This is a genomic window from Gammaproteobacteria bacterium, assembly GCA_030680605.1.
In the GTDB taxonomy this organism is placed as follows: Bacteria; Pseudomonadota; Gammaproteobacteria; order SURF-13; family SURF-13; genus JAQBXX01.
Genome location: JAUXUQ010000008.1, coordinates 1 through 10,653, shown reverse-complemented (window position 1 = coordinate 10,653; position 10,653 = coordinate 1). Strand labels below are relative to the sequence as shown.

Annotated in this window: 23 protein-coding genes; 3 read left to right on the top strand and 20 right to left on the bottom strand. The window is 56.8% G+C overall.

The genetic code is table 11. From position 1 onward, the window contains the following. Positions 1–106: 106 nt before the first annotated feature. The 17 genes from Q8L89_04340 to Q8L89_04260 all read right to left on the bottom strand — a co-directional run bounded on the left by Q8L89_04340 (position 107) and on the right by Q8L89_04260 (position 8,607). Positions 107–547: a hypothetical protein gene (locus Q8L89_04340; protein ID MDP1708277.1), complete on the bottom strand. Its 441-nt coding sequence runs from the start codon at positions 545–547 to the stop codon at positions 107–109. Positions 548–550: 3 nt separating this feature from the next. Continuing rightward, complete coding sequence (locus Q8L89_04335) at positions 551–748, bottom strand: hypothetical protein (protein ID MDP1708276.1); 198 nt, start codon at positions 746–748, stop codon at positions 551–553. 3 nt (positions 749–751) lie between these two features. Then, positions 752–1,429, bottom strand: coding sequence for a hypothetical protein (locus tag Q8L89_04330; protein ID MDP1708275.1), 678 nt, complete (start codon positions 1,427–1,429; stop codon positions 752–754). A gap of 3 nt (positions 1,430–1,432) precedes the next feature. Further along, complete coding sequence (locus Q8L89_04325) at positions 1,433–1,639, bottom strand: hypothetical protein (GenBank protein MDP1708274.1); 207 nt, start codon at positions 1,637–1,639, stop codon at positions 1,433–1,435. Between the two features lie 232 nt (positions 1,640–1,871). After that, positions 1,872–2,168 carry a hypothetical protein gene (locus Q8L89_04320; protein MDP1708273.1) on the bottom strand — a complete coding sequence of 99 codons (297 nt, stop codon included), beginning with the start codon at positions 2,166–2,168 and terminating at the stop codon, positions 1,872–1,874. Positions 2,169–2,219: 51 nt separating this feature from the next. Then, positions 2,220–2,837 (bottom strand): DUF3164 family protein, encoded by a 618-nt coding sequence (locus tag Q8L89_04315; protein ID MDP1708272.1) that lies wholly within the window; start codon positions 2,835–2,837, stop codon positions 2,220–2,222. 40 nt (positions 2,838–2,877) lie between these two features. Next, entirely contained in the window at positions 2,878–3,027 is a 150-nt protein-coding gene (locus Q8L89_04310) for a hypothetical protein (GenBank protein ID MDP1708271.1), read from the bottom strand. 18 nt (positions 3,028–3,045) lie between these two features. Continuing rightward, complete coding sequence (locus tag Q8L89_04305) at positions 3,046–3,495, bottom strand: DUF4406 domain-containing protein (GenBank protein ID MDP1708270.1); 450 nt, start codon at positions 3,493–3,495, stop codon at positions 3,046–3,048. After that, positions 3,417–3,599 (bottom strand): hypothetical protein, encoded by a 183-nt coding sequence (locus Q8L89_04300; GenBank protein ID MDP1708269.1) that lies wholly within the window; start codon positions 3,597–3,599, stop codon positions 3,417–3,419. Before Q8L89_04300 ends, Q8L89_04305 begins: the two co-directional genes overlap by 79 nt. A 6-nt stretch (positions 3,600–3,605) precedes the next feature. Beyond that, complete coding sequence (locus Q8L89_04295; GenBank protein MDP1708268.1) at positions 3,606–3,899, bottom strand: hypothetical protein; 294 nt, start codon at positions 3,897–3,899, stop codon at positions 3,606–3,608. Between the two features lies 1 nt (position 3,900). Then, a complete protein-coding gene (locus tag Q8L89_04290) occupies positions 3,901–4,209 on the bottom strand; it encodes a hypothetical protein (protein ID MDP1708267.1) in 309 nt (102 codons plus the stop codon). Beyond that, positions 4,206–4,628 (bottom strand): hypothetical protein, encoded by a 423-nt coding sequence (locus Q8L89_04285; GenBank protein MDP1708266.1) that lies wholly within the window; start codon positions 4,626–4,628, stop codon positions 4,206–4,208. The genes Q8L89_04290 and Q8L89_04285 overlap by 4 nt, the downstream gene beginning before the upstream one ends. Before the next feature lie 13 nt (positions 4,629–4,641). Continuing rightward, positions 4,642–4,875, bottom strand: a complete 234-nt coding sequence (locus tag Q8L89_04280; GenBank protein MDP1708265.1) for a hypothetical protein — start codon at positions 4,873–4,875, stop codon at positions 4,642–4,644. Between the two features lie 16 nt (positions 4,876–4,891). After that, positions 4,892–5,089, bottom strand: a complete 198-nt coding sequence (locus Q8L89_04275; GenBank protein MDP1708264.1) for a hypothetical protein — start codon at positions 5,087–5,089, stop codon at positions 4,892–4,894. Between the two features lie 24 nt (positions 5,090–5,113). After that, complete coding sequence (locus Q8L89_04270; GenBank protein ID MDP1708263.1) at positions 5,114–5,716, bottom strand: hypothetical protein; 603 nt, start codon at positions 5,714–5,716, stop codon at positions 5,114–5,116. A 35-nt stretch (positions 5,717–5,751) separates the two neighbouring features. Further along, on the bottom strand, positions 5,752–6,678 hold the full coding sequence (locus tag Q8L89_04265; protein ID MDP1708262.1) for an ATP-binding protein: 927 nt from the start codon (positions 6,676–6,678) through the stop codon (positions 5,752–5,754). A 24-nt stretch (positions 6,679–6,702) separates the two neighbouring features. Further along, positions 6,703–8,607 (bottom strand): hypothetical protein, encoded by a 1,905-nt coding sequence (locus Q8L89_04260; GenBank protein MDP1708261.1) that lies wholly within the window; start codon positions 8,605–8,607, stop codon positions 6,703–6,705. Positions 8,608–8,700: 93 nt separating this feature from the next. On the opposite strand from Q8L89_04260, the gene Q8L89_04255 reads away from it, so the two are divergent. Next, positions 8,701–9,123 carry a hypothetical protein gene (locus Q8L89_04255; protein MDP1708260.1) on the top strand — a complete coding sequence of 141 codons (423 nt, stop codon included), beginning with the start codon at positions 8,701–8,703 and terminating at the stop codon, positions 9,121–9,123. Here Q8L89_04255 and Q8L89_04250 read toward each other — a convergent pair. Together Q8L89_04250 and Q8L89_04245 are read right to left on the bottom strand one after the other, a co-directional pair. After that, positions 9,094–9,354, bottom strand: a complete 261-nt coding sequence (locus Q8L89_04250) for a hypothetical protein (protein MDP1708259.1) — start codon at positions 9,352–9,354, stop codon at positions 9,094–9,096. The genes Q8L89_04255 and Q8L89_04250 overlap by 30 nt on opposite strands. Before the next feature lie 8 nt (positions 9,355–9,362). Further along, positions 9,363–9,497: a hypothetical protein gene (locus tag Q8L89_04245; protein ID MDP1708258.1), complete on the bottom strand. Its 135-nt coding sequence runs from the start codon at positions 9,495–9,497 to the stop codon at positions 9,363–9,365. 34 nt (positions 9,498–9,531) lie between these two features. On the opposite strand from Q8L89_04245, the gene Q8L89_04240 reads away from it, so the two are divergent. Continuing rightward, the gene (locus tag Q8L89_04240; protein MDP1708257.1) at positions 9,532–9,813 is read left to right on the top strand and encodes a hypothetical protein; all 282 of its coding nucleotides are present in this window, start codon (positions 9,532–9,534) and stop codon (positions 9,811–9,813) included. Positions 9,814–10,035: 222 nt separating this feature from the next. On the opposite strand, the gene Q8L89_04235 is transcribed toward Q8L89_04240, so the two are convergent. After that, positions 10,036–10,251, bottom strand: coding sequence for a hypothetical protein (locus Q8L89_04235; GenBank protein ID MDP1708256.1), 216 nt, complete (start codon positions 10,249–10,251; stop codon positions 10,036–10,038). A gap of 78 nt (positions 10,252–10,329) precedes the next feature. On the opposite strand from Q8L89_04235, the gene Q8L89_04230 reads away from it, so the two are divergent. Next, positions 10,330–10,653, top strand: a 324-nt coding sequence (locus tag Q8L89_04230) for a helix-turn-helix domain-containing protein (protein MDP1708255.1), incomplete at its 3' end; no start/stop codon positions are given.

The following is a 10,653-nucleotide window of genomic DNA, read 5'->3' as shown; positions in this document are numbered from 1 at the left end:
CTCTCGGTTCGGCCAAGCGTGTGCTCGCGGATGATGTCGCGCTTGTCGTCCATCAGGCCGCGCTTGGAGAGCAGGGTGTGGAGGGAGCGGATGGTGGGGGCGTAGCTCATCGGCTCACGGCTATCGGTTTCTTCAGCTCCTCCCACTCCCACACGCGCTTGCTGATGTAGCGCACCGGGTAGAGCTTGGCGGTGCCCTTCTGGCCCAGCCACCGCTCATACTTGGCGATGCCCTCCAGCGCGGCCATGCGGTCGCTGTCCTTCAGCTTGCCCCATGCGGCCTCTGCGGCTGCCCTGTCCACCTTGTAGGCATACTTGCCGTAGAACGTCTCGAATGTCAGGTCGGCAGGCACCTCGCGGATGGTCACACCCTTGATGACGAGCTGGCGCATCGCCCCGATGCTCAGCGGCATGATGCCCCACGTGCGCACATGCTCATCATCGGTGTAGGTGCCGCTTAGCCCCACCGCCCACAGCCGCCCAGCGTCATCGTATGTGACATCTATCTCGTTGCCCGTGCGGACAGATGTGAGGATGTAGCGGGTCATGGCTCAGGTCAGTATATCATCAATGATGATGTTGTGGTCTGCGATGATGTAGCCTATCTTCTCGGCCAGCTCATCGCGGGTCTGCGGCTCATCGTTGTCGCGCAGTGCCTGCCGTATGTCGAACAGCGCAATGGCCATGTCGGTGCACTTGGCCAGCCTGCGGGCTTCCTCTGGGTCTTCGGTGGTTACGGTGAAGGTCATGGCTCAGTGCTTGTTGAGTGCTGCGGTCATGATGGGCCAGATGTGTCCTGAGATGGGATTATTACCCATGGGCAGGCGCACACCTTTGGTGATGGTCGCATCCTTGCCGAGGCTTGCCAGCATCACCCTGCGCAGCTCCGCGCTGTTGAACATCAGCCCCTTCGCATCGTAGCCTTGGCGCAGCGGGAATCCATCGCCCTCGTCATCGCGCATCACATACCAGTCCTTCGGGCTGTCCTGGTCCTGTTGCAGGATGATGCGGTCCTTCTCCTGCACCTTCAGCAGCTCGGCCGCTGGCTTGCTGAGGGTGAATACGCCCGCCTTCGATATACTGATGACGGCCTGTCCGCTGCGCCCTGCGCTCACGGTGTTCAATGTGTTGAATGCTTTGAGGTTCATGGTGATGGTTTTGAATGGATTGAGTTTTTGACTGTCGATGATGTCGTTGAGGTAGAAGCCACCATTGGGCGCGGCCCTGATGGGCGCGTGGATATTCAGTGCCTCGTCATGCCGCAGCGCGTGGATGTCCTTCTCGATGGTGCTGACACTCACCTGCTGGTCGGTGAACACCCGAACCGCCAGCACCAGCTCATGGATGCTCACAGGATTCCGCGCTGAGGCTGCCTCCAGCGTGGAGGCGATGATGCGGTAGCGGGCTATGGCGTTCTTGTTGGCGGGCATGGCTCAGACCAGTTTCTCATATTCAATCTGCTGCATGAAGGCATCCAAAGCCTTCTCGGCCTGTTTGCTGGCCTGTAGGAAGCCATTGCGCTGCTCTTGGCTCACCACCTTGGGCAGCGAGAAGAAAGCCCGCTGTGCATTGCGCACGGCCTTCACGTGGCCGTGAAGGGACTTGAGGCGGTTGTGGTGGATGGTGGTGTCTTGGGTCATGATTACTCTGCGTTAACTGCAATTAGTTTGAGCGTCCAATTCACATTCTCGAAATCCTGAGCATGGACTTGAAGCATATCACCGCTGTTCGATGATGCCTGGTCTATGATGCGCAATGACTTCTCTCTCCAATGAAGCGCCCACGCATCATTGGACCTCTTTTTGCTGCTGAAGTACCTGCGCACCTCCTTCGAGCCCTCTGCGTGCCGCTGGTAGATATGGATGTAAATCTTCATGGCCTCACATCATCAAGGTGAACAAGGAACCGCAGGCACATGGCAGCGGTCTGAACAGCCTCTGCCCGCACCTTCTCCTTCTGGTACATGTACGCATCGCCATCGACCGTATCATACACCCATTGCAGCACATCCTTTTGCGTCTCTCCGGCCTCCTCCTGAACGATGGCCCACTGGTGAATGATGTCCCTCGGCCATTCAGGGTGCTTTTGGACAGCACTGGCTATCTCAGTAGCTATTTCCTCCACAATGGGAGTAAGTCGATGTAGGTGATGTGTGCTGGTCTTAATCATGGTGGTGGTTCTGTGGATGGCGCAGCCTATCTGCGCCATCCGGGTTAGTGTTCAGATGCTTGAAAAATTCAGGTCGATGAGCTGATACTCCCCATCCTTCCCCGTGCGCTCCCAAACACGGAAGTAGGTGCGGCTGTCGGGCCTGCGGATGCCCGCCTCAAGCACGGCACACGCCTCGCTGAACAGCGCATCGTTGATCTTGCTGCGGTAGCGGATGAGGTCGAACACGCGCTTGGTGTCCAGCTTGCCCTTGCTCGTCTGGAACGCGCTCATGATCATCTCTTTCACAAAGGCATTCTTGCTCTCCACGTTGATGTCCATGAACGTGTCGAACTTCTCCTTTGCGCTCTTCACATGCAGGTCATCGAACTCGATGCGGTCGTTGATGCTCACCTCTACCTTGATGCTGCGGTCGAAGTTGTGCCAAGTGAAGTTGCCCTTCGCCAAGCGGTCGCTCTCTTTCGAGGCCATGAACTCCTCATAAACCTCGTTGCACAGCTCGCGCATGGTCTTCTTATACGCGGAGAGCTGTGCGCTGATGGCCTTCGCGCCCTTGTGCAGCATTGCGGCTGCCCGCTCGCGCTTGCGCTCATAGGTGGTGATGCGGTTGAAGGGGATGACGGTGCCCGCCTCGTCCTTCCAGAATTGGTCTTTTGATGTGTGTGTCATGATGTTTGTTGGTTTTTGGTGATTGATGATTGATTAGTGATTAGAGTTTAGCCTTCTCGGCATCTATCAACCTGTCCATTTCCTCGCGGAGCCGTGTCAGGTAGATCAGGTATTCAGCATCTTCGAGGTCGCAGTATCCCTCTATGTAATCGACTGCTGCGTCAACAAATTCTTCGATGGTCTCTGGCATGATGGTTTTGGTTTTTGGTTAAAGAATGTCCTGTTCAATGAGTGCCTCTATCACGATATCAGGGCCGTTGTCGGGCATCACCACGTCCATGCCCAGCACCTGCGCGAGGTGATACTCTGTGCGAGCGCCCACGCTCCTGTGCCACTCCGGCAGCAGGCATATCGCCTCGCAGTCCATCAGTGCCTTGATGTCCACCCGCATGTAGCTCTCCCACGTCTGGTCGTGCCCGGCATGGTTCAGGTCGCAGGGGTTAACGGCCTCATAGCCGAGGTCTTCCACATAGCGGCTGGCGCGATAGAAATTCAAAAGGTACTCTTCCGCAGGTAGGCCCGTGATGGGGCCGCTGATGTAGCATTTGGGGCGTTGTACAGACGTTGCATGCAACGTCTCTACACCGTGTCCAACACCTCCAGCTCCCGCATCACCTGCCTGCGGATGCTCCGGAGCTGCTCCATGTCCTTGCTCCATTCCTTCGTGCGCCTGTTGTTGGGTTTCAGCAGCATCACGCGATTCATCTCCGCGTCCACCTCCCTCAGCCGTTGGCCGAGCAGTCTTGTCGCTATGGGCAGCATCGTGTCTCATTGTTGGTTGCTGTGTTTGGTGCTCACTTCCGATCCCGCGCTCATGCCGCCTATCTCGTGGCCGTGCGTGTCTCGCGTGGCCTTCACATTGGCGATCACGGTCTTCACCGTGTAGATGGTCGCGTTCAGCCCGCTCCATTCACTGCACAGCCGGAACCATTCAATGCCCTGCGCCCTTCCCATCTGCGCGCTGATGCGGTCGCGGGCCTCTTCCAGATTCTTCAGGCGCGTCTGCTGCTGCTTCAGCTCCTGCTGTGTCGTCCACATCAGTGGTTTCTTCTCTTCGCTCATATCAGACCAGTTTTGGATGAATCTTCAGCATCATCGCACCTGCCAGCATCTGCGTGTGCTCGGGGTGGATGCCATCCATCAGATAGCGGCTGCATGCCGTGTTCAATGCCACCGCCTGCGCGGGCGTCAGGCCAGTCTTGTAGAGCGGCTTCACATCATACAGCTTCGTGTACATCTTCTTGTGCAGCTCTGCCAGCACACAGCACAGCAGTTGCACGTCCGCGTCCTTCGATTTCCCCAGGTCGGTGATCAGTTCCTCCAGCTCTGCCGTCAGCAGATTGTGCTGGTGCTGTTTCAGTTTGATGTTCATGGCTGTGCGGTTGAGTAGCGTGATTGAACACTTCTGTGCCCTTGCGGCTTGCAGTCGGCATCTATGAACAGCTTGCGCCACATGATCTTCGGTAGCTCATAGCTGTGCGCCATCAGGTGCGCCCGCAGGTACTCGTTTGCCGGTAGAGACGTTGCATGCAACGTCTCTACATTGGCCAATATGGCGCGGTCAACGGCCAGCCAGTTCCTCCACCACCACTGCCAGAACATGCGGCTCTGGAGCAGCTTCTGACGGCCGCGCTCGGTGAACGACCCCTGCCTTCCGGCATAGTCCACACCCGCATCTATGATGAGGTCGTTGTGGTCGTTCTCGCTCAGCCCGGTGTGCAGGCGTATCATATTGCTCACGCCCTCGTCAGAGAGCTGTGGCGCGGTGGTGGTGGGGTGGTGGGTGGTCATGGTGGTGTGGTGGTTAAACGAATTGGCTGATCACCTTGAAAAAATGTCTGGCGTGTTCCTCTCCATACTTCTCGAAGCATTCATCTCTCCTGTCTTCGTCATAGAATCCAAGAGCAGACTCTGCGGTCACTCCGTCTATATCGACCGTCTGAACGACCTCATACACTGTGTTCCCGTCATCAGCATCACGCTCTCCCTTCTCGATGACCACAGAGATGTTGTCAAATTTTACTTGCTTGAAATTCATGGTGGTTGGTTTTTGGTTATGGTTTGATGTATTCGGTTTCCTTCACATTCTTGCACTGCTCGACCGTCCTGATGCACTTAGAGCAGTTCACTTGGTCAGTGGTGAACTCCCCGGTGATTGGTATCACTGCGCCACACAGCGCCCTGTCCGGACTCCCATAGATGAAGTGGATAAGGCTCCATGGCTTGAAGACATCGGGGTTCACGTGTTTCATGGTCTGTGGTCTATGGTCTGATGTCTAAACCGCCCAATACTTGCTTGCCCCTTCCTCCCATATCACTATCGGCTGGCCCTCGCCATCCCGGAATCGGCTGTTCACAAACGCCTTGTAGCCCTCCACCCGAATCTTCACGTGGGCATCGAACCGCACCGCCTCGGCCACAGAGCCTTTCGGCCTGCTGCCGTCCGCATGGCTGATGAACACGAACATCGTCTGCCTGAACTCATCCAGCAGCGTCTGGTAGTCCGCATAGCGCAGGCCGCTGTACTGGATGCTGTCGATGATGATGACCTGCGGAGGGGTGCGCTTCCGCAGCCTGTCCTTCACCGCCTCAATGGGCCATTTGTCCAGCACCATGAACTGCTTGCCGATGCCCGCCATGCCCGTCCTCAGAATGGCCTGTTTGAAGCTCTCCGAGTCGCCTTCCTCCAGCGTGTCATACCACACCTTCACGCCCAGCGAAACGAGGTACTGGCAGAGCTGCATCGTGAAGGTGGTCTTGCCGTGGCCGCTCTCGGCATAGACTATCCACGAGTGCGTCAGCTCCGGGCACCCGATGGCCTCAAGCCATTGGCCCTCGAACGGGAGCAGTTTTCGCTTTTTGGTGATGATGTTGGTCACGGTTAGAGGCTTTTTAGGCGGCATTGAAAGGCCGTTTAATCGTTGGTTGAATGGAGGATTAAAAGGCTCTCTGCCCTGCGCAGACCACCGAAGCGGCCTACGCTGTCGTGCGTCACGCACTTGGTCACTATCTCGCCCAGGTGCTTCAGTTGGCTGTCGTCCATGTTGGCCCGCAGCACCTGTGTGATGATGCGCTGGTAGAAGTCTTTCTTCGCCTCCTTGCCCACGGGTACCACCGTGCTGTACTTCTCGGAGAACCGGCTGAATATCTCGGCATAGCCCAGCCGCTTGTTGTTGTAGCCCCGGTCTATCTTGGCGCGGAGGCCATCGGCCCCCATCATATACCACCCACAGGCGTTCTCGGTGGCGTTCCACAGGCTCTTGAGCTCAAGGAATGCCGCCACGTTCAGGTCGCCTGCCTCATCGAGGATAACGATGGGCCTTTCGAGGCTGGTGAGCCAGTAGCGGATGGTGTCGCTCACATCCAGCAGCGGCCCTTTGTGGTCAACGCCTATCGCAAGGGCCAGTTGGCGCACGAACTGCGGATGCGTCTTGCACTGCGAGCAGTCCACATAGAACGTGTTGGGCAGCTGTGCCGCGAGATACTTGGCAGTGTAGGTCTTGCCGATGGCGCAGTCGTCCACGAAGATGCGCGCCTTCGAGTACTGCTTGCAGAACTTGATGTCTTCCTCAATGGTCTCGAACACATCGGTGCGCACCGTGTTCCACTTCCGCGTCCGGGTCAGCACTCCGAGGCTGCGGCCCAAGCCTATCCACTTCGGGTCTTTCAGCAGGCCATTGTAGTCCGTGCTGCCATCGGCATGGCGTTTTTTAAGGGTGCTCCATACGGCCTGCGGTATCACCCATGTGGTGGCGAACCGCTTATCGGTGCCTACGAAAATCTCTCTCCGTTCAATCAGCTTGCCCACTACGGCCTGCCTGAAGTCATGCGTCACTCTCATCGGTGGTGGTGGTTATCGGGTTAATCAGTATCTGTCTTTCAATGAGCGTTTGAAACTCTGTGCCATCGGCTCCGGCCGCACCGGCTCAGGCATCACCTCGGCAGGCTCCACGTTGGTCACCATGCGGTCGGCTTTTATCACGGCTACTTTCATCACTTCCTTGCCCTTGGCCTTCACCTCGGCATCGAAGCGGCCCACATACTCGGCCTGTGCAGCATAGCTGTCCGAATCGGCATCCTTCCACTCGGCCTTCGCCCGGTTGTAGGTCTCTATTTTCGGAGCGGTGAACAGGTAGCGGCCATGTTGATAGACATGCACCTCGTTCACCTCGCCATTGTTGTCAGGCAGCCAGTAGGCATCCACGGTGATGTCTCCCGGACGCAGCATGTCCATGTCCTTCAGGCCGTTCGGAAGGCGGTAGTGTCCATGGTTGGCGCGCAGCTCCAGTCTGTTGATGCTCGTTGGCGTCAGGTTGCCTATCATGTGCATGATGGCGGGGCGGCTCAGCGGCATCAGCTCCGGACTCATGTTCGCCTCCAGCACATCCATGCGGCTCATGCCGGGATATTTCTTCTGATTGGGGTGAAGCTGCGCGTTGTATTGGCCGATGTCCTCCATGTCATCGGCCACCAGCGTCTCATAGCTGAACCGCTTGCCCACGAACTCATCGTTCACTTTGTCCTCATCCACCTGATAGCGGCTGTAGCGCGCCCACCATCGGCCTATGCCCGCGTGGTTGCGTTTCTCCACGGTGAACTTTTTCGACCTGTTGAAATGCTCGGCAGACTTCTCCTGCGAGTTGCCGGGGTTGCACCAGCGCACCCGTGGGAATATCAGCTCAAGGTCGTCCTTGAACTTGCGCACCAAGTGGTGCTCCACTTCCACCTCGGCAGGGATGCCGCCATAGCGTCCGGCATCAATGAACCTCAGCATGTCCCTCAGACAGTCGATGAACAGCGCCTCGTCCTTCGAGCGGCTGTAGCTGCGGCCTATCACCGCACCGCTGCACACGTCATAGGTGTAGTATGCCTTCACGCGCTTGCCGTCATCCATCAGGCGCGAAAGGTCGCGGTCATCCATCGTCACCTTGCTGAAGACCCACTCCGGAGCGTGGCGGTGGTGGTAGGGCTTATGCGCACCGATGAAGCGGTGCTTGCCCATGGTCAGACTGCCTATCAGCGTGTCGTTCTTTTTGATGTAGTTCCACACCGTGGCCTCGCTCACCGTGATGGCGTTGCCCTGTGCATCGCAGAATTGCGTGTGGTCTATCACTTCGCCCGTGCGGGCATCGCACACCTCCATGTGACCTGCGAGGAACATGGCGAGGTATTCCCACACCGTGCTGGTGAATGGCCGCTCCGGCATCACCGCAATGCTCACAATGAGCTGCTCCATGGTGTGCGTCACCTTCAGCGCGTTCTGGCTGCCCACACCGCCATGCACCAGCAGCGCATAGCCTTCCTCTGCGCTGCGTTTGCGGGCTGCGCGGTATTCGTCACACTTGCGCTTCAGTGCCCGTGCATTCTTGGGCAGCTTGTGGCCCGTGTCCTTGGGCAGTCCGTTCACCGCATCGCTGGCGCGTGTCCAGAAGTCGCTCTTGTTCACACCGTGCTTGGCGCGGGCCTGCTTCTCGGTGTCCTGTGCCAGCAGTATGGCGTTCATCACCTGCGCATTGGCGGTGTACTCCTGTTGTTTGGCGGGCAGCAGTGCGCCCTTGGTGGTCATCACTGTGCTGTAATAGGCAGCGGCCACGATGTCGGGCTTAATGCGTTCCTTCAGTCCGCTGGGCGGATGCCCTATCTTCGGTTCACCGTGCACCTCTACTATCGCACCCTTCACGTCCGGGGGCAGCTTGCCCCACGCGACCAGGCTGCTGACCGTACGGCCGATACCCTTCCGCTCACACCCAATGTTAGGCGACTTAATCATGTTGTCCCACTTCCACTTCGGAACGGGGTTGCCTATCACGGCCGAGCCGACCACGCAAAGGGTGCCGTTGTGATGGGTGTAGGCGGGGGAGGGGTGCATGGCTATTTTTGGGAGATGATTACACCGAAGCAGCAAGACATTGTATTGGATATTCTGGTCAACCAACTTCCTCCCGAATCACAGGAATACATAAGCGTTACCACTCTCTGCGAGCTAACAGGGCTTGACAGGTACGGGGTCAATGGCGTTCTCAGCGGAATGGCGAGAGAGGGATTGATAGGACAGTACTCCGGGCTGAGCTGGCACGACAACGTTGACCTCCATGTCACCGTTCGGGCACACACCTTCCTGTCAAGAGGCGGGTACACCATGCACGAACGTCTGATCGAGACAGAACTGGAGCACCTCAAAGCATTGCTTGAGAAGCTGAGGGCCAAGGTGCCCGAGCGCGATATGTTGGATGTGTTCAACACGTTAACCAATTTTTCAACCTTGCTTGTCAGCGCTTTCAAATAGCCCCTCGGCCGTGCCAAGAATGTTCTCTATGCCGCCCTGTAGCAAAGAGGTCAGCCGCTCCGCAAACTCCTCCTTAGAGTCGGCATTCACCCGCACCTCTCCGAGCAGACTGCTCACCCGCACGACCACCTCGACTATCTTGGGCTTTTGGAAGCCTCCGCGAATGATTGGACTACCCTTCTCAATCCTTACCGAGTCTGCGATGTTGTATGTCTCTATGATGATTCTCATGACTTCTGTTATTTGATGTTGCGGATGATGTCCGTGATGATGTCGCCCATAGCCAGCCCTATGGCCCAGCAGCACACCAGCAGGCACAGGCTGCCCGGCAGCAGGATGATGATGAACAGGATGATGGCAAGGGCGGTGAGCATTATCGTTAGGTTTGGGGGCTAATTGTCAGATGACATGAAAATCACTTTCACAGAGGAAGAGGTGGCGCAGATGGCGTTCCGCAGCCAGTTGATGCTTGACGCGATGATGCTGCTGAACCGGGAACTGATGGCCCGTCTTGCTGCTCATGAGCAGCCGGGGTTGGAGAAGATGATACGCGATGATTATCTTCAACTGCTTTCAGACGCGACTCTACAGCGGCTGCGATCGCATCCGAAGTATGACGCATCGCTTGACGACTGGCTTCGTGATCAGCTTCGCTCGATTGGGGGAATTGACCCCCCGCTTCAGGACTGACGCTGAAAAAATTCACGCGCTTTACAGGCTTGTGTGTGTGAATGAGCCTATTGGCGGTCTCCACCAGACCCAGCACGTCCACGCGTTCCTTGCTGTGCAAGCTCATTGCGCTTGTGCCGAATAGCTCTACGCACAGCACAGGCTCATCGCCCACCGTCAGTTCGGCCACATGCCTACCGTTATCGCTGGTCTCATCATAGTCTATGGTCAGGGTCAGCAGTCTCATTGCACTTCCGTTTTTGATGGTTCGTTGAAATCCGTCACCGCCTCGTGGCGTATCTGCCCGGCCAGCTCCTCTATCTGATGCCTGCGCTCGTTGATGATGGCCTTGGCGATGGTCTCATTGCGCCTCACGCCCGCATTCACCAGCCTCACATATCCATAGCTGTACCCTGTCTCATTGGCCACTCGCTTGAGAAGGCCCTTCGGTTCGCTCATTATGTTTTCCTTTGTTATCACGGAGGCAAAGGAATAGACTATATTTTAATTACACAAGATTTTGATAAACTTTTTTCTATGAAAGCCATTCATCGTATTGTCCAAGCCTTCGAGGATGGTGGTAAAAAGCCCGCTGCTGTTGAGAAAGAGCTTGGTCTCAGTAATGGATATATTGCCACGATGCGAAAGCGAGATGGCAATCTGGGTGAGGATGTGCTTCTCAAATTCGCCTCCTACTTAGACTATAATCTACAATGGCTACTTACTGGTGAAGGCGATATGCTCAGGTCATCCTTGCCCAAGGCCATGGAAGTATCCTCTGGCGGCATCCCGTTAATCGATGCGCTGGCGGTGGCCGGGCTCAGTGGCGGCATGGCCGTGGTGCATGAGGGCGATGTGCTG